Origin of the sequence: Halothiobacillus neapolitanus c2 (assembly GCF_000024765.1) — a bacterium.
Classification (GTDB): Bacteria; Pseudomonadota; Gammaproteobacteria; order Halothiobacillales; family Halothiobacillaceae; genus Halothiobacillus; species Halothiobacillus neapolitanus.
Genome location: NC_013422.1, coordinates 2491284 through 2509035, shown reverse-complemented (window position 1 = coordinate 2509035; position 17752 = coordinate 2491284). Strand labels below are relative to the sequence as shown.

20 protein-coding genes are annotated in these 17752 nt (G+C 54.9%); 16 read left to right on the top strand and 4 right to left on the bottom strand.

From position 1 onward, the window contains the following. Positions 1 to 258: a cold-shock protein gene (locus HNEAP_RS13065; protein ID WP_272866939.1), complete on the bottom strand. Its 258-nt coding sequence runs from the start codon at positions 256 to 258 to the stop codon at positions 1 to 3. Between the two features lie 591 nt (positions 259 to 849). On the opposite strand from HNEAP_RS13065, the gene mnmG reads away from it, so the two are divergent. From mnmG to glmU, 15 genes are all read left to right on the top strand, one after another. Continuing rightward, positions 850 to 2730 carry a tRNA uridine-5-carboxymethylaminomethyl(34) synthesis enzyme MnmG gene (mnmG, locus tag HNEAP_RS11645; protein WP_012825178.1) on the top strand — a complete coding sequence of 627 codons (1881 nt, stop codon included), beginning with the start codon at positions 850 to 852 and terminating at the stop codon, positions 2728 to 2730. Then, positions 2727 to 3407: a 16S rRNA (guanine(527)-N(7))-methyltransferase RsmG gene (gene rsmG, locus HNEAP_RS11640; RefSeq protein WP_081441168.1), complete on the top strand. Its 681-nt coding sequence runs from the start codon at positions 2727 to 2729 to the stop codon at positions 3405 to 3407. The genes mnmG and rsmG overlap by 4 nt, the downstream gene beginning before the upstream one ends. Continuing rightward, a complete protein-coding gene (locus HNEAP_RS11635; protein ID WP_012825176.1) occupies positions 3404 to 4183 on the top strand; it encodes a ParA family protein in 780 nt (259 codons plus the stop codon). Before rsmG ends, HNEAP_RS11635 begins: the two co-directional genes overlap by 4 nt. Before the next feature lie 37 nt (positions 4184 to 4220). Then, entirely contained in the window at positions 4221 to 5081 is an 861-nt protein-coding gene (locus tag HNEAP_RS11630) for a ParB/RepB/Spo0J family partition protein (protein ID WP_012825175.1), read from the top strand. Positions 5082 to 5195: 114 nt separating this feature from the next. Then, positions 5196 to 5462, top strand: a complete 267-nt coding sequence (locus HNEAP_RS11625; protein ID WP_012825174.1) for an AtpZ/AtpI family protein — start codon at positions 5196 to 5198, stop codon at positions 5460 to 5462. Next, positions 5446 to 5853, top strand: a complete 408-nt coding sequence (locus HNEAP_RS11620) for an ATP synthase subunit I (protein ID WP_012825173.1) — start codon at positions 5446 to 5448, stop codon at positions 5851 to 5853. The genes HNEAP_RS11625 and HNEAP_RS11620 overlap by 17 nt, the downstream gene beginning before the upstream one ends. A 39-nt stretch (positions 5854 to 5892) precedes the next feature. Beyond that, positions 5893 to 6714, top strand: coding sequence for a F0F1 ATP synthase subunit A (gene atpB / locus HNEAP_RS11615; RefSeq protein ID WP_012825172.1), 822 nt, complete (start codon positions 5893 to 5895; stop codon positions 6712 to 6714). A 49-nt stretch (positions 6715 to 6763) separates the two neighbouring features. Continuing rightward, positions 6764 to 7051: a F0F1 ATP synthase subunit C gene (gene atpE / locus HNEAP_RS11610; protein ID WP_012825171.1), complete on the top strand. Its 288-nt coding sequence runs from the start codon at positions 6764 to 6766 to the stop codon at positions 7049 to 7051. Between the two features lie 91 nt (positions 7052 to 7142). Then, positions 7143 to 7613 carry a F0F1 ATP synthase subunit B gene (locus HNEAP_RS11605; protein WP_012825170.1) on the top strand — a complete coding sequence of 157 codons (471 nt, stop codon included), beginning with the start codon at positions 7143 to 7145 and terminating at the stop codon, positions 7611 to 7613. Between the two features lie 18 nt (positions 7614 to 7631). Continuing rightward, positions 7632 to 8168, top strand: a complete 537-nt coding sequence (locus tag HNEAP_RS11600; RefSeq protein WP_012825169.1) for a F0F1 ATP synthase subunit delta — start codon at positions 7632 to 7634, stop codon at positions 8166 to 8168. 9 nt (positions 8169 to 8177) lie between these two features. Next, positions 8178 to 9716 (top strand): F0F1 ATP synthase subunit alpha, encoded by a 1539-nt coding sequence (gene atpA, locus HNEAP_RS11595; RefSeq protein ID WP_012825168.1) that lies wholly within the window; start codon positions 8178 to 8180, stop codon positions 9714 to 9716. Positions 9717 to 9731: 15 nt separating this feature from the next. Beyond that, positions 9732 to 10592 carry a F0F1 ATP synthase subunit gamma gene (gene atpG / locus HNEAP_RS11590; protein ID WP_012825167.1) on the top strand — a complete coding sequence of 287 codons (861 nt, stop codon included), beginning with the start codon at positions 9732 to 9734 and terminating at the stop codon, positions 10590 to 10592. A gap of 41 nt (positions 10593 to 10633) precedes the next feature. After that, a complete protein-coding gene (atpD, locus tag HNEAP_RS11585) occupies positions 10634 to 12022 on the top strand; it encodes a F0F1 ATP synthase subunit beta (protein ID WP_012825166.1) in 1389 nt (462 codons plus the stop codon). 14 nt (positions 12023 to 12036) lie between these two features. After that, positions 12037 to 12483, top strand: coding sequence for an ATP synthase F1 subunit epsilon (atpC, locus tag HNEAP_RS11580; protein WP_012825165.1), 447 nt, complete (start codon positions 12037 to 12039; stop codon positions 12481 to 12483). Between the two features lie 120 nt (positions 12484 to 12603). Next, complete coding sequence (glmU, locus tag HNEAP_RS11575) at positions 12604 to 13992, top strand: bifunctional UDP-N-acetylglucosamine diphosphorylase/glucosamine-1-phosphate N-acetyltransferase GlmU (protein WP_012825164.1); 1389 nt, start codon at positions 12604 to 12606, stop codon at positions 13990 to 13992. Positions 13993 to 14010: 18 nt separating this feature from the next. On the opposite strand, the gene hemW is transcribed toward glmU, so the two are convergent. From hemW to HNEAP_RS11560, 3 genes are all read right to left on the bottom strand, one after another. Beyond that, positions 14011 to 15177 carry a radical SAM family heme chaperone HemW gene (hemW, locus tag HNEAP_RS11570; protein ID WP_012825163.1) on the bottom strand — a complete coding sequence of 389 codons (1167 nt, stop codon included), beginning with the start codon at positions 15175 to 15177 and terminating at the stop codon, positions 14011 to 14013. After that, entirely contained in the window at positions 15177 to 15803 is a 627-nt protein-coding gene (rdgB, locus tag HNEAP_RS11565; RefSeq protein ID WP_012825162.1) for an RdgB/HAM1 family non-canonical purine NTP pyrophosphatase, read from the bottom strand. The genes hemW and rdgB overlap by 1 nt, the downstream gene beginning before the upstream one ends. Before the next feature lie 100 nt (positions 15804 to 15903). Beyond that, positions 15904 to 16899 carry an OmpA family protein gene (locus tag HNEAP_RS11560; protein ID WP_012825161.1) on the bottom strand — a complete coding sequence of 332 codons (996 nt, stop codon included), beginning with the start codon at positions 16897 to 16899 and terminating at the stop codon, positions 15904 to 15906. Positions 16900 to 17373: 474 nt separating this feature from the next. Between HNEAP_RS11560 and HNEAP_RS11555 the strand changes: the two genes are divergently transcribed. Then, complete coding sequence (locus HNEAP_RS11555; RefSeq protein ID WP_012825160.1) at positions 17374 to 17652, top strand: hypothetical protein; 279 nt, start codon at positions 17374 to 17376, stop codon at positions 17650 to 17652. Positions 17653 to 17752 lie beyond the last annotated feature (100 nt).

The following is a 17752-nucleotide window of genomic DNA, read 5'->3' as shown; positions in this document are numbered from 1 at the left end:
TTAATCCAGGATAACGACCTGCTCTGCCTGGGGCCCTTTGCGACCTTGGCCGATGTGGTATTCGACCTTCTGGCCTTCGACGAGTTGCAGTGTAGAGCCGTCGCCGACCGCGCGGAAGTGGACGAACAGATCTTCGCCATTTTCGCGTACGATAAAACCGAAGCCTTTGTCGGTGTTGAACCATTTGACGTGCCCGACTTCGCGAGCGGGTTCAGATTCGGCACGTTTTTCGGTGACTGAAACAGATTTACGCGGCAGCAGGCCGCTCAAAAGAATAACGATGAAGATAATGGCGGCGGTTGCGATAAAACGCAGCAGATTGGATTCAATGAGTTGGGCGGATTGGATTTGGGTGATGGCCAGGGCCGTGATTAAAGCCGCGCCGAGGGCGACAAGCGTAGAAAAAATTCGAGATTCGGTCAGTGTGTTCATTCTTACCTGTGCGTTTCAAGTGATTGATTATGATTAACTATTCGTGAGAATTCTGCGTAAACCCGCTGGTTCGGCGAGGTAGTGCATTCGGGCTGTTACCAGCCACGCTGGAGTCGGTAGGCGACGCGCCGACCGACCGATCATTCTGCACGAAAGTGAACCTTCGTTAAAGCACTCGGCAGAAGTAGTTCGCTGGCCTCGGGGCTTGCCGAGATGATCTGCTCAACAGTGGAGCGCATAAAACTTGGTGATGGTGAGACTGTGCTGGTGGTCTCTATCAGACTGTTTTTCCACAATTATTTTTTTGAATTATGGGGTTTTTCTCGATTTTGGCCCCGCTTGCGCGTAAAATCCGCCCACGCCGACTGGTTAGTCGGTAAGCAATGTTTTTTACTGCTCGTTTTTCCGGAGAGCATCGTGCGATACCCTGAAGTCTTTGATGTGATTGTTGTTGGCGGCGGCCATGCCGGTACGGAGGCGGCGCTGGCGGCTGCCCGCATGGGCGCGAAAACGCTGCTGATCAGTCACAACATCGAAACGCTCGGTCAAATGAGCTGCAATCCGGCTATCGGGGGCATTGGCAAGGGCCATCTGGTGCGGGAAATCGACGCCTTGGGCGGCGCGATGGCATTGGCGGCCGATCGAGGCGGGATTCAGTTCCGCACCCTCAATGCCCGCAAAGGCCCCGCCGTGCGTGCCACCCGTGCGCAGGCTGACCGCATCCTCTACAAGGCAGCCATCCGGCAGATGCTTGAAAACCAACCGAATCTCATGCTGTTCCAGCAGGCAGTCGATGACCTGCTGTTGGACGGCGAGCGGGTCACGGGTATTCGAACTCAGGCCGGTATCGAATTCACCGGCAAGACGGTCGTGCTGACGGCGGGCACCTTCCTGGCCGGACAGATTCATATCGGCATGAACAATTACCAGGGCGGTCGTGCCGGTGATCCACCTGCGCAGCGGCTGGCCGATCGCCTGCGCGAGCTGTCTCTGGGTGTGGGTCGGCTCAAGACGGGTACGCCGCCACGCATCGACATTCGTTCGATTGATTTGTCCGTCATGCAGGTCCAGCCCGGCGATACGCCGGAGCCGGTATTCTCGTTCATGGGGTCGGTCAAGGATCATCCGCAGCAGGTCAATTGTTACATTACTCATACCAACGAGCGGACGCACGAAATTATCCGCGGCGGTCTGGACCGATCGCCCATGTTCACGGGAGTGATCGAAGGGGTGGGGCCGCGTTACTGCCCATCTATCGAGGATAAAATCCACCGTTTTGCCGATAAGGATTCTCATCAGGTGTTCGTCGAGCCGGAAGGCCTGACCACGAACGAAATCTATCCGAACGGGATTTCAACCAGCCTGCCGTTTGATATTCAACTGGATTACGTTCGTTCGATTCGTGGCTTCGAGCGCGCGGTCATTACCCGACCCGGCTATGCCATCGAATATGACTTTTTCGACCCCCGCGGCCTGAAACCCACGCTGGAAACCCGCGCGATCGAAGGGCTGTTCTTTGCCGGACAAATCAATGGTACGACCGGTTACGAAGAAGCCGGTGCCCAGGGTTTGATGGCTGGTGCCAACGCGGCGGCACGCGTGCTGGGACGCGAACCGTTGACATTACGACGTGACGAAGCCTATGCCGGGGTCATGATCGACGATCTGATCACGCAAGGTACGCTCGAGCCCTACCGTATGTTCACCAGTCGGGCCGAATATCGCCTGATGCTGCGCGAGGACAATGCCGATCAACGTCTGACGCCGATCGGCCATGCGCTGGGTCTGGTGGATGAAGCGCGCTGGCGGGCGTTCAACGAAAAAATGGAAGCCATCGCACGCGAGCAGGCGCGTCTTGGTGCGCTCTGGGTGCATCCCGACCACCCCGATGTATCCCGCTTGCCCGGTGTCATCAGTCGTGGCGTCAATGCGCTCGATTTATTACGTCGTCCGGAAATGGATTACCAGCAGTTGGCCCAGGTGCCGAGTTTGGCGCCCGAGTCGCCGTTGCCCGCTGCGGTGACCGAGCAGATCGAAATCGAAGCAAAATACGCAGGATACGTTGACCGACAGAAGGACGAGGTGAGCCGTTCGGTGAAGCAGGAAACGCAGGTTTTGCCGGACGATCTCGATTACAGCCAGATTTACGGTCTTTCCAATGAAGTGCGCAGCAAGCTTGAAACACATCGGCCGAGCACTTTGGGTCAGGCCGGACGCATTCCCGGCGTCACGCCGGCGGCCATCTCTTTGTTGCAGGTTCATCTCAAGCGTCGAAGCCTGCTGGCGGCATCGGCTTGATTGCATTGTCGCCCAATAACGATATGGTCATGAACGATAGGGTCATGCGCTATGCCGAGCACATCGAGCAGGGCGTACAGGCGATGGGGCAAGATATAGCCCTTCGCAGTGCGCAGCGTATCTCGGCTTATATCCATTTGCTGGCCAAGTGGAATCGAACCTACAACCTGACAGCCGTGCGTAACCTTGAAGACATGCGTGTGCGTCATGTACTGGATGCATTGGCCGTGCGCCCGTGGATAAGGTCGGCAGGACATTTGGTCGATGTTGGTAGCGGCCCCGGTATTCCGGGTATCCTGCTGGCGCTGGCCGATGAATCCTTGGCCGTAACGCTTATTGACTCAAACTTGAAAATGACCCGATTCGCTGAAGCGGCCGTGCGTGAGCTGGCAATCGAAAATGTAACCGTGCTGCGTTCACGGGTCGAGGAAGTACCCGCTTCATCGTTCGATCAAGCCATATCGCGTGCGTTCGCATCCACGGCAGATTTTTTGCGCCTGACCTGTCATCTCGTGCGTCCCGGCGGCGAGTGGCTTGCGATGAAAGGGCGTCTTGATGAGCGCGAGCAGCAAGCCGTTGCGGATGGTTTTATCTGTCGGGAAACCATCCCGCTGTCTGTTCCCTCGCTGGATGCGGCGCGTCATTTACTGATCTATCAACGAGAGGCGCAATTATGAGCTGGACGCTCGCCATCACCAATCAGAAAGGCGGCGTGGGCAAGACCACCACCGCGGTCAATCTGGCGGCCGCCCTGCAATCCATCGGGCAGCGCGTGCTCATGATCGACCTGGACCCGCAAGGCAATGCCACCGTCAGCGCAGGGCAGGATAAATCCGTTCTTGCTCATACCATGGCCGATGTTTTGCTGGATGAGGCATCCATCTCCGACGTCATTATCAGAAGCGAGCCCGCGGGATTTGATTTGTTGCCAGCCAATATCGAGCTGGCGGGTGCGGAATTCCAGCTTGTCAGCCGGATCGGGCGCGAAATGAAACTCCGGCGTGCATTAGCGCCCTTGCTGACAAACTACGATTTCGTGCTGATCGACTGCCCACCCGCCCTCAACACCCTGACCATCAACGCCCTTGTGGCATCCGACGATGTGCTCATTCCGGTTCAGTGCGAATACTTTGCGCTAGAGGGGCTGAGTTCGCTGCTGGAAACGATCGAACAGGTGCGAATGGCCTTGCAGCCTGCTCTGGGCGTGGCAGGTGTGCTCCGTACACTGTATGACGCGCGCAATCTGTTGGCGCAGCAGGTTTCCGAACAGTTGCAGGCTCATTTTGGCGACCAGTTGTTCCGCACACTTATTCCGCGCAATGTGCGCTTGGCGGAAGCGCCCAGCCATGGCCTGCCCGCCTTGTATTATGACCGCGGCTCGGCAGGCGCCCAGGCGTACACTGATCTCGCGCATGAATTGGTCGCACGGGCCGAACAGCGAGCCGGGCACTAGTCTCAATATCAACGGATTCGAGAATGGATAGCATCAGATGACAGTCAAAAAGAAAGGATTGGGCAGGGGGCTGGACGCTTTGCTGCGTTCGAGTGAGGCGAAGGACGATCCCGGCGCGCAACTGCGCGACGTGGCCCTGGAGTTGATACACCCCAGTCCGTTTCAGCCGCGCACGCATTTCGATGAGGATGCGTTGCGCAGTCTCGCCGATTCAATCCGGGCGCAAGGGCTCATTCAGCCGGTGGTACTGCGTCGTCGTTCCGGCGAATATGAACTGATCGCCGGTGAACGACGATGGCGTGCCGCGCAATTGGCCGGATTGCAGCAAATCCCTGCCATTGTTCGGGATATCGATGATCATCAGGCGGCCGCACTCGCCCTGATAGAAAATCTTCAACGCGAAGATCTCGATCCCATCGAACAGGCCGAAGCCATGCGGCGACTGATCAAGGAATTTGAGATGACGCACCAGCGGGTCGCCGATATTCTCGGTATTTCGCGCCCGGTCGTGTCCAATGCCCTGCGTTTGCTCGATCTGGCCGAACCGGTACGGCAACTCCTGCAGAACAAGCAACTGGATGCTGGTCATGCGCGGGCGTTGGCTGGCTTGCCGATGGCGCAACAGCCGTTGCTGGCGGAAAAGATCGTAGCCAAGGCGCTGACGGTTCGACAGGTCGAAGGCATGGTGCGCAAGTTGAATGAGTCGGCTTTGAGTCCAACCGCGCCACAGCCCGCTGACCCGGATACAGCATTATTGCTTCGCCAGATTTCGGATGCTTTGGGTGTCCAGGTCGATCTGGTGCTGAATACGCGCGGCGGTGGTCGGCTTAAGCTTCGATTCGACCAACCGGGCCAATTGAGTCGCATCCTTGATCGACTGTTGCAAGAGCAGGGTTGAGGGCAGGGTGAATTCAACAACCTGTATTCAGGTAGCCTTGCCAACAGTTGTTGACGCTTGAATATGCCGGTACACTAGCCACCAAATTTTGGCCGTCGGAAACAGAGAAGCGTCATGGCCGATCAAAAACAAGGGGCTAAGCCCGAAAGCACGAAGCAGGAAGGTTATTTTGCCATTCGGCTGCGTGGCCTGATGAATGTTGGCGCAGGCAATGTATTTGCCTCAACCGTTATCGCAGGCCTGCTGCTCGGGTTTCTTGTTGATCGCTGGCTCGACATGGCGCCCATAGCCATGTTGCTGGGCGGCCTTCTGGGTTTTATTGGCGGTATGCGCAACGCGCATCGGCTCATGCAGGCAGGCGCACATGACCGTGATGTCTGACGGCATTGCCCGACGTGGTCGAACGGTACTGATCGCCCAATTCCTTGTGGCCGCAATATCAGCCAGTTTGGCCTTCTGGTATGCCGGGCCGGGGGCTTTTTCGGGGGTCGTTGGCGGTGCAGTAATCGCCATCACCCTGATGCTTGTGCTGGGGTATACCATGCGCAAGGCAAGTGAACTGGCGGTTGAATCACCGCAGACCAGCATGAATGTGATGTATGTCGGTGCGGTGGTTCGATTCGTTCTGGTTCTCGTATTATTCGGCATCGCGCTGGGCGGGTTGAAGTTATCAGCCCTGTATACGGTAGCGGGCTTTGTCGGCGTGATGATTGTGGGTGTGTTGGCCTCTCGCGGACGCGATTCCGGCCGCCCCATGAGCAAGACGGATTGACACTAAAAATAGATTTAAACTTGGATTGAGGAGACTCGTGTGGCTACAGAAAATACCGGCGGCGGCTCGGTTGAGTATATCCAGCATCACTTAACCAACTTATCGGTGGGTCAAGGGTTCTGGCAACTGAATATCGATACCCTGATCTTCAGTTTCCTGTTGGGTGGTCTGATTCTCTTTGTCGCCATGAAAATTGGGCAAAACCTGCGTACAGAAACGCCCGGTCGCTTTCAGAATGCGGTCGAAGGCGTTCTGGAGTTCGTAGACAATCAGGTCAAGGATTCATTTGGCGGTAAGGCACCTGCGCTGATCGCTCCACTGGCGCTGACTATCCTGATCTGGGTCTGGCTCATGAACTTCATGGACTTGATCCCGATCGATCTTATTCCCGCCATTGCGCACGGTCTGGGCGTGAACTACCTCAAAGTCGTTCCCACCACGGATCTGAACACGCCCCTGGCCATGGCGCTTGTAGTGTTCATGCTTACGGTTTACTACAACCTGAAAGTGAAAGGGTTTGGCGGCTACATCAAGATGTTCCTGTTCCACCCTTTCGGCAAGTTCTTCATCCCTGTCAACATTGTCATGACACTGATCGAAGAACTGGCCAAGCCAATCAGTCTGGGTCTGCGACTCTTTGGCAACATGTTTGCCGGTGAGTTGGTGTTCATGCTGATTGCCCTGCTGACACTGGGCGCGACCGTAAGCGCCAGCCTGCTGATCTGGTTCCCGTTGCAAGTGGTGCTTGATCTGGCTTGGTTGATCTTCCACATCCTCGTGATATCGTTGCAAGCCTTTATCTTCATGGTGTTGACCATCGTGTATCTGGGCATGGCACACATTGACGCGGATTCGCACTAATTTCTGTTTTCTGTTTCGTTTTTTAACTGTTCGACTGAGGAGAATGTAAATGACCCCTGATATGCTCGCGACAATTTATGCCTACACAGCAGTAGGCGTTGGTGTGATTCTGGCTGCGGCCGGTTTGGGTTCTGCAATTGGCTGGGGCTTGATCTGCTCCAAAACTCTGGAAGGCATCGCACGTCAGCCTGAAATGCGTCCTCAATTGATGACCAACATGTTCATCTTCGCGGGCCTGATGGAATCATTCCCGTTCATCATTCTGGCCTTCGCCATGTGGTTCCTGTTCGCCAACCCCTTCGTTGGTGCGCTGAAAGCTGCGATTGGTGCAATGTAATTCGTCCGGGCCGGATCTACATGGCCGGGGCTTGCCCTGGCCGTTTGGCTGAGGGCCCAAACCATGAAACTGCAACAATCGAGGTTATGCTGTGAACATTAATATCACACTGGTTGCTCAAATTATCGCCTTCGTGGTGCTGGTTTGGCTGGTCAGCAAATACCTCTGGACGCCGCTCTCCGCATTGATGGAAGCGCGTCGCCAGAAGATTGCCGACGGTCTTTCCGCCTCCGAGCGTGGCAAGCATGAGCTGAAACTGGCGCAAGAGCGTTCAGCGGAAATGCTGCGCGAAACAAAAGAAAAAGCGAACGATATCGTGGCTCAGGCCAACTCGCGCGCCAATCAGATTCTTGAAGATGCTCGCGTCAATGCGAAAGCAGAAGCTGAGCGCATCGTGGCTCAGGCATCGGCTGAGATTGATCGCGAAGTGAATCGCGCTAAAGAAGTGCTGCGCACGCAGGTGTCTGCTATTGCAGTTACCGGTGCAGAACGCATTCTGAAGCGTGAAGTGACAAACAAGGATCACGAAGTGGCTTTGGCTGATCTGATTGCGCACATTTAAGGATATAGAGGTAATCGTATGTCCGAAAATATCCAAGTGGCGCAATCCTATGCAAAGGCCATTCATGAGCTTTGCTCGACACCCGCAGTAGCTAATGTATGGTCTAAGAGTCTCGCGTTTCTGGCGCAGGTCGTTAAGAACCCGGACATGGATCGTTTTCTTGCTGACATTTCCCGCCCTTCCGAAGTGCGAACCAATAGCTTTCTGTCTGTTGTATCCAGTGAGTTGGAACCACAGGCTGTCAACATGGTGCGCTTGTTGGGCGAAAATGGTCGGCTGGCGATCCTACCGGAGATCGCAGATCAGTTTGAGCTGCTGCGTGCCCAGGCCGAGCAGCGGATGACGGCGACCGTCGTATCTGCTTATCCCCTGACCGAAAGCGAAATCAACAACATTAAATCGGCGCTCAACAAGCGATTGAATCGTACGATTGACCTGATAACCGAAACGGACGACTCGCTGATTGCGGGTGCGATTATTCGTGCGGGCGATCTGGTGATTGACGGTTCCATGCGCGGCGGTATCCAAAAACTTGCCACTCAGCTGAGTCGCTAAGGAGATCACATGATCAATCCCTCTGAAATTAGTAGTCTGATTAAGCAACGCATTGAGAACTTTGATCAAAGTGCGGATGCGCAAACTGTAGGCACCATCGTTTCTGTCAGCGACGGTATTCTGCGAATTCACGGTCTCAACGACGTGATGCTTGGTGAAATGATCGAATTGCCCGGCGGCGGCTTTGCCGTTGCCATGAACCTTGAGCGCGATTCCGTTGGCGCCATCGTTCTGGGTGGTTACGACCACCTGCGTGAAGGCGATCAGGTCAAATGCACCCAACGCATTCTCGAAGTGCCGGTAGGTAAAGAACTGCTCGGCCGTGTGGTGAACACACTGGGCCAGCCCATCGATGGTAAAGGTGATATCAACGCGAAGATCACCGCACCAATCGAAAAAATCGCACCAGGCGTTATTGAACGTCAAAGCGTTGATCAGCCATTGTTGACCGGTATCAAGGCGCTAGACGCCATGGTTCCCATCGGTCGTGGTCAGCGTGAGTTGATCATCGGTGACCGCCAGACCGGTAAAACGGCCGTTGCGATCGACACCATCATCAACCAGAAAGGCAAAGGCGTATTCTGCGTTTACGTGGCGATTGGCCAGAAAGCCTCTTCTATTGCGAACGTTGTTCGTAAGCTGGAAGAATACGGCGCGCTGGAATACACCATCGTCGTTGCTGCAACCGCATCTGATCCTGCGGCCATGCAGTATCTGGCAGCCTACGCCGGTTGCACCATGGGCGAATACTTCCGTGACCGCGGTATGGATTCACTGATCGTTTATGACGATCTCACCAAGCAAGCCTGGGCTTATCGTCAGATTTCCCTGCTGCTGCGTCGTCCACCAGGTCGTGAAGCCTATCCTGGCGACGTGTTCTATCTGCATTCTCGTCTGCTGGAGCGCGCATCCCGCGTGAATGCCGACTATGTTGCCGAGTTCACCAAGGGTGAAGTGACCGGCCAGACCGGTTCATTGACCGCGCTGCCGATCATCGAAACCCAAGGTGGTGACGTTTCCGCGTTCGTACCGACCAACGTGATCTCTATCACCGATGGTCAGATCTTCTTGGAAACCGATCTGTTCAACTCAGGCATTCGTCCTGCGATCAACCCAGGTATTTCTGTATCGCGGGTAGGTGGTGCAGCGCAAACCAAGGCGATCAAGAAGCTGGCCGGTGGTATTCGTACCGACTTGGCGCAGTATCGTGAATTGGCGGCGTTCTCGCAGTTTGCATCAGATCTTGATGAAGTTACCCGCAAGCAGCTCGAACGCGGTAAGCGCGTGACCGAGTTGATGAAGCAGAAGCAGTTCAAGCCGTTGTCCGTCACTGAGATGGCGCTTTCCTTGACCGCTGCTAACGAAGGCTACCTGGACGATATCGCGGTTGAAAAGATTAACGATTTCGAAACCGCCCTGCACGACTACGCTGGTGCCAATGCCAAAGATTTGGCCGAGAAAATTGGTGACAACGGTGCCTTCAACGATGAAATTGCTGCTCAATTGAAGCAAGTGATCGAAACCTTCAAGGCGAAGGGCGTTTATTAATCAGGGGGCGCTGTCATGGCCGTAGGCAAAGAGATTCGCACCAAGATTAAGAGCGTGCAGAACACGCGCAAGATCACTAAGGCGATGGAAATGGTTGCCGCATCTAAAATGCGGCGCGCACAGGAAGCGATGGAAGCGACCCGGCCCTATGCCGAGAAGTTTCTTGAGGTGGTGGGTCACATCACCAACGCCCATCCTGAGTACCGCCATCCGCTGATGGTCGAGCGCGAAGTGAAGCGCGTACTGATGATTGTTGTCACAACCGATCGTGGTCTGTGCGGCGGTCTGAACGTCAATCTTCTTAAGCAGGTGCTCCTTAAAATCAAGGAATACCAGAAGAATGGTATTGAAGTGGATGTCATTCCGGTTGGCACCAAAGGCCGAGCGTTCTTCAAACGTTACGGTGGCAATGTGCGCGCTTCGGTTGTGCACATGGGTGACAAACCCAGCTATGCGAAAATGCGTGGTGTTATCAACGCCGCCATGGAAGCATTTGAGCAGGGTCAGGTTGACCGGATCGAGTTGGCGCGCAATTCCTTCGTGAATTCGATGGTACAGCGTCCGATGGTTGAGCAGATTGCACCCTTGGTTTACCAAGAGTCAGATGAACTCAAGCACCACTGGGACTATCTGTATGAACCAGACTCCCACGCCGTTCTTGCTGCCGTATTGAAGCGATATATCTCAGGGCAAATCGTGGCCAGTGCAATCGAAAACGTAGCCTGCGAAATGGCTGCGCGTCGAATTGCCATGAAGAACGCGACGGACAATGCCGGCGATATGATCAAGTCATTGAAGCTGGTCTATAACAAGGCCCGTCAAGCCGCGATTACGCAAGAGATTTCGGAAATCGTATCCGGTGCAGCGGCGGTTTAACCGCGCAACGGAAAGCCATTTTTATATTTGAGGGTACAGACATGAGTTCTGGAAAAATTGTCGAAATCATCGGTGCCGTCATCGATGTCGAGTTTCCGCGCGATGCGGTTCCCAAGGTCTATGACGCCATCAAGATCGAACAAACCGGTTTGATCGTCGAAGTGCAGCAGCAAATCGGCGACGGTGTTGTTCGTGGTATTGCCATGGGCTCATCCGACGGTTTGAAGCGCGGCATGACCGCTGTCAACACCGGTTCACCGATTCAGGTTCCTGTGGGCAAGGGCACACTCGGCCGGATCATGGACGTTCTGGGTCACCCAATTGACAACGCAGGCGATGTAGCCTGTGACGAGAAGTGGTCTATTCACCGCAAGCCGCCAACATTTGATGAGCAGGCGAACAGCACCGAACTGCTGGAAACCGGTATCAAAGTTATCGACTTGCTTTGCCCCTTCGCGAAGGGCGGTAAAGTTGGTCTGTTCGGTGGCGCCGGTGTCGGCAAGACCGTCAACATGATGGAACTGATCCGTAACATCGCTGTCGAGCACAGTGGTTATTCCGTGTTCGCCGGTGTGGGTGAGCGTACCCGTGAAGGCAACGACTTCTACCACGAGATGAAGGATGGTGGCGTTCTGGACAAGGTTGCTCTGGTGTATGGCCAGATGAACGAGCCGCCAGGAAACCGTCTGCGCGTGGCACTGACCGGCTTGACCATGGCCGAGTTCTTCCGTGACGAAGGCCGTGACGTACTGATGTTTATCGATAACATCTACCGTTACACTCTGGCCGGTACCGAAGTATCCGCTTTGTTGGGCCGTATGCCTTCCGCGGTAGGTTACCAGCCGACGCTGGCCGAAGAGATGGGTGTTCTGCAAGAGCGGATTACGTCTACCAAGACTGGTTCAATCACCTCCGTTCAGGCCGTTTACGTTCCTGCGGATGACTTGACCGACCCATCGCCTGCGACCACCTTCGCTCACTTGGATGCCACAGTTGTTCTGTCGCGTGATATCGCTTCTCTGGGTATTTACCCGGCGATTGACCCACTGGATTCCACCAGCCGTCAGCTGGACCCGCAAGTTGTTGGCGATACCCACTACAGCGTGGCCCGTTCGGTACAGAAGACCCTGCAGCGCTACAAAGAGCTCAAAGACATCATTGCGATTCTCGGTATGGACGAATTGTCTGACGACGATAAAGCCACGGTATCCCGTGCACGTAAGATTCAGCGTTTCATGTCTCAGCCGTTCTTCGTGGCCGAGGTATTCACAGGCGCGCCGGGCCGTTATGTTTCACTGAAAGAAACAATTCGCGCGTTCCAAGGCATCGTTGCTGGCGAGTACGATCACCTGCCAGAGCAGGCGTTCTACATGGTCGGCACGATTGACGAAGCGGTCGAAAAAGCTGCGAAACTCGCCGCCAAAGCATAATTGGAGGAGACGATATGGCTATGACCATTCGTGTTGACATCGTGAGTATGGAGAAGCCTATTTTCAGCGGCGAGGCCACGTTTGTGTCCATCCCGACTGAAGCGGGCGAGATGGGTGTTACACCCATGCATACGCAGACGTTGTCCATTCTTCGTCCGGGCGAGGTTCGTGTTCACCAGCCTGATGGTACGGTTGTGCGCTATTTTGTCGGCTTCGGTGTGCTCGAAGTACAACCGATGGTGGTCAGCATCATTGCGGACTGGGCACTGACAGAAGCGGATGCACAGGGTATCGATGCGGCTGAACTCGAAGCGAAATTGTCTGAGGAATCCGCCATGATCGCGGACTATGAGCAACGCGGCCAACTGGACTTTACGTCTGCTCAATCGGTCATGATCGAAGCTGAAGAGCGACTCAAATGGGTGCGTTCCATGCGAGGCATGGGCGGCGGACGTCATTAAAGACCAAATGCTCATTGTGAATATCGTGCGCAAACCACGTAAATAATTCGCAATTTGATAAAGGAGCCCTGACATTCGTCTTGGCTCCTTTTTTTTCGCTTCCCTTTCGTAGAGGTGTTTATGTCCACTCAATCCCTGCACATCGTTGTTCTTGCCGCTGGAAAGGGCACACGAATGCGGTCGGCCAAGCCCAAGGTTCTGCATCCTTTGGCCGGTCGGTCGATGCTGGATCGTGTGCTCGATGTGGCCGAATCATTAGATCCTGCTTCCTTACATGTCGTAATCGGCTATGGCGCAGAACACATTCGCCAGCACTGCCCACGCCCGGGCGTTTCTTGGGTAGAACAAAGAGAGCAGCGCGGAACGGGGCATGCAGTGGCCTGCGCAGTTGCGGTTATTCAAGGTCAATCTGGTGACCGAGTTTTGGTGCTGTACGGTGATGTCCCCTTACTCGATGCCAACGTGCTTTCATCTCTTCTGGGTTCCGCCCACTCCGCCGATCTCGCGGTTTTGACCACACGGTTGGACGATCCCAGTGGCTACGGTCGAATCATCCGCGATCACGAACATCGCATGATCGCCATCCGTGAAGAACGCGATGCCAGCTCAGACGAAAAGAAAATCACCGAGATCAATACCGGCATGCTGGTTGCGAGGTTAGGCTCTTTGCGTGCGTGGTTGCCGAAACTTAAGCCACACAACGCACAGGGCGAGCTCTATCTGACGGATATCGTGCAAATGGCAGAAGAAGACGGCAAATCCATCGCCACCCATCTTGCCCCCGATCCGTTGCGGGTCGCGGGTGTGAATGACCGTTGGGCGCTTGCCCAAATGGAACGCGCCTGGCAGCTTCGTCAGGCGCAGACACTGGCTCTGTCGGGGACGACAATTGTCGATCCAGCGCGGATCGATTTCCGGGGCGAGGTGATTTGTGGGATGGACTGCCAGATCGACGTCAATGTCGTGTTCGAAGGGCATGTGCGGATGGGCGATAACGTCGTCATCGAACCCAATTGTGTATTGCGTCATGTCACGTTAGGCGATGGCGTTCGCGTTCGTGCCTTCAGTCATCTGGAGGGGGCCACTTTGGGTGAAGGTGTGGAAGTCGGCCCCTATGCACGACTTCGGCCCGGTAGCGATTTGGCTGAACATAGCAAGATCGGTAACTTCGTTGAAGTCAAAGCGAGCCGTATTGGCGCCCGATCTAAAGTCAATCACCTCTCGTACATCGGTGACACCGTGATGGGTGCGGACTGCAATATCGGTGCGGGCACCATCACCTGTAATTACGATGGGGCCAATAAGCACCAAACGGTCATCGGGGATCGAGTGTTCGTTGGCTCCAGTAGCCAGCTGGTCGCCCCGGTTAGCTTGGGCGATGAGGCCACCGTCGGCGCGGGTTCGACCATCACTCAGGATGTGCCACCAGGCCACCTCGCCGTGGCACGATCCCGCCAGATCATGAAGGGCGGCTGGGCACGCCCCAAGGAGAAACTCAAGGTCGAGTAAGCCCTTATCGTCGATTAGTTAGTCCGGCAGGAAACGCAGCAGTAGGTCGTTCAAATAACGTGTACCGCGCAGCGTCGGTGCGATGCGGGTAATATCCCAGCGAATCAGCTCTTCTTTTTCTAGCTGATGGAGCACGTCGCTAATCACTTTGATCGGCATTCCCGTTCGCGCTGTAAACAGCGGCACCTCAAAGCCATCGGTCAGGCGCAGGGCATTGAGCATGAATTCAAACGGCAGCTCATCGGTTGGAATGCTGTGGGCGGTGATGGCCTGTTCCGTGCCCGCCTTGGTCAGGTACTCATTCGGATGGCGCAGGCGCTCCCGGCGTTCGATGCGGTTTTCGGCTGCCAGCGTTATCTTGCCGTGCGCGCCCGCGCCGATGCCAAGATAATCGCCAAATTCCCAGTAGTTGCGGTTGTGCTGGCATTGATGGTTGTCTTGCGCGTAGGCCGACACTTCATATTGAATCAACCCCGCTTCATGCAAAGCGGCCAAACCCTGCGCTTGCATTCGATCCATGGTCTCGTCATCGGGCAGAACGGGCGGGTGGGCTGCAAACGGCGTGTTTGGTTCCAGCGTGAGCTGGTACCAAGACAGATGCGGCGGGTTCAGGCTGATGGCGGTGTGTAGATCTGCTAATGCTTCCTCTGCCGATTGTTCTGGCAGGCCATGCATCAGATCGATATTAAAACTATTGAGTCCGGCATCATGGGCGGCTTCGATGGCACGGAAAGCGGCCTTGGCATCATGGATGCGCCCGAGTTTCTTCAAATGCCGTTCGTTAAAGCTTTGCACCCCGATGGAAACCCGCGTGATGCCGATAGCGCGGTAATCGGCCAGATGTCCAGCCATTTCGGTGCCCGGATTGACCTCAAACGTCACTTCACAGCAAAACCGCAAATCGAGCAAGGCACGCAAACCGCACATCAAGCGATCAATCGCTTCCGGGTGGAACAAACTCGGCGTGCCGCCACCAATGAAGATCGTTTCGATCGGCCGCCCCCAAATCAGCGGTAGCTCGCGCTCCACATCGCGAAGCAGCGCATCGATGTAGTCACGTTCAGGCAGGGTTTTCCCCTTGAGTCCATGCGAGTTGAAGTCGCAATAAGGGCATTTTTCCACGCACCAAGGCAAGTGAACATAAAGCGCAAGCGGCGGATTTTCGGTGAATTGCAGCAGTTGCATTAGAAACGCATATTGCTTAACTGACGCATCAATTCAATCAGCGCTTGAGCACGGTGGCTGATGCGATTTTTGATGCTGGCAGGGAGCTCCGCCGCCGTGCAATTGCGATCGGGCACGTAGAACAGGGGGTCATAGCCAAATCCGGTCGCGCCGCGGGGTGTATCCACAATTTGACCGTGCCAGAAGCCTTCGGCCAATAGGGGTGCGGAGTCATCTGCCGTTCGTACCATGGCGAGCGTGCTGACAAAACGCGCAGAGCGATCGGCTTGCGGACGCTTCGCCAGTTCCTGTAAAAGTCGTTGATTATTCTCGGCATCGTCCGCATCCGGCCCCGCGTAACGCGCCGAATAAATACCCGGTGCGCCATCGAGTCCAACGACTTCAAGCCCTGAGTCATCGGCAATGGCAGGCAGCCCGGTCAGCGCCGCGGCCGAGCGCGCTTTAATCAGGGCATTTTCGAAAAACGTATCCCCATCTTCCTCAGGCGGCTCACCCGCCCAATCGGTCAGCGGTACAAATTCAATATTGGCCAAGGCAGAGAAGCGGGGCATGAGGCTAAGCCGCATGGCTTCGAATTCTCGGAGTTTGCCCAAATTGTGGGTGGCGATAACCAGCGTCGTTGTCATGGGTTCCTGCTTGCTAGAAACGAATAAAACAGGCGCAATTATAGGTGAAAATGACCGGCGGCACTGGCTCGGGTCGAGACAGAAAGAGGTGCCCACAAGTCTATTGCAGAACTATCTCAACTCGTCGATTGAGCGCGCGACCCTGATCCGATGCGTTACTGGCAACGGGCGCAAAAGAAGCGACGCCCTCGGCAACCAACCGGTTCGACGAAATACCGTACCGGGTAATCAGAGCTTTAACCACCGCGTCAGCTCGATCCCGGGAAAGCTTCAGATTATGGGGCAACGCGCCTGTATCATCGGTATGCCCCACGATATATACATGCGCCGAAGGTTCTTGCTTCAGCATTTTAGCCATCTCGCCTAGTTCCTTGTCAGAGCTCGCCTCCAGCGCCGCGCTATCAGTCGCGAAATGAATGCCATAAAGGGCAATATGGCCATTCTGGGCAAGTCCGTTACTGATGGCCTTAGCTGTTACCGTCACCTCGCCGGTCTTCATCGGTTGGCCTTCAATCAGTTTCAGGTAAACCGCGGGTGCTTGCAGACCTTGCGCCGAGTCGCGGTCGATCACCATAAGCATAAGGTCAACATTGCCTTGCGGACGTTGAAGGTGTGCCGTCAACTCATGAAAAACGCCGTCCATGCCTGCAGCGCCGATCGCATAATTTGAAGTGCCAATATGCCCGGCGAAGCCATGGAGTGGTTGTAGCCCCTGATTGGCCAACTCCCAGCCACATTGCTGTGTGCCCGAGCATTGGAACGGAATACTGAATCCGGCTTTGGTCAGCGCCGATTCGTAATTGCGAAACACCTCCATGCCACTGACGCTTTGGGGGATGCTATAGAAGTACCACGCCGACTTTCCGCTGGCCGTCATGACTTTACTGGGTGTTGGTTGATTATCTTTCCATATCCCGAGCGGCAATGCCGACTCATCGTAGTTCTTCTGTTGGCAGGCCAGTAAGGTCGCTCCCTGGAATCTGGACACGATCGGGTTGTCCTTGCAACCGACCGCATCCTTGGCGGCAAATACAGACGTGGACGTCACTGAAAGGCAAAGAAAAAAAGCAAATTTGATCGCGGTGCGGTAGATCATGATTTAAGTCATCCATAACTTAGTGAAAGAATTAGTGTGCGGTGAACGTCGTCACAGTCATTGGGCGATCAGATTCCTTTTAATGGATGGAACACGTGGTTCTGTTTTGACAGAGTGTATCAAGTCAACAACAACCTAGTTCGTTGGCTTTCATCCGAGGTTACACCCTCCATACCCAAGTGAGTTCGCGGCTCGATCACATTTCCAGAAGAAAATGCCTGAACTCACCCACAACCACGCAGGTATATTCAAGGGCTAATTAGTTTATCAGGATAAACTTTTGTTGACTTATTTTACATGATTGCATTACAAATAAAAAAGGGTCGTTGTATGGGTGCTCCTAGGTGAGTGCCCGTATATTTATTGGATAAATGGCCCTCCTGAATTCCATGTCCACTCCCGCGGATCAAACAGGTTTGGATTTGTCGATATGGATTTTGGGTTGTTTCAGAACTTTACAACTTGGAGGTAGCTATGAACAAAACGCTAAACACTCGCCGCAACAACACCCGCGCTCGTCAACGAGGTCAAGGAATGACCGAGTACATCATAATCACCGCTCTAATCGCAATCGCCGCTATCGGTGCCGTCATGTACTTCGGGCAAACGGCCCGCTCGCAAATTGGTGGTATGGCGGAGGAGTTGTCAGGTCAGTCCGCCACTTCTGATATCCAGACTGCCAAATCAGCTGCTGGTCAAGCTCGCTCGGAACATAAGCAAAAATCCCTCAACAGTTACGACAACTCGCAGTAACAGCAATGGCCTAGATCCGGAAAAAATGTGGGTGGGTGCCTCAGCGGTACTTGCGCCGCTAATGCTCTCTCTGCTTCTTCCCGGTCTCATCAGGCTGTTG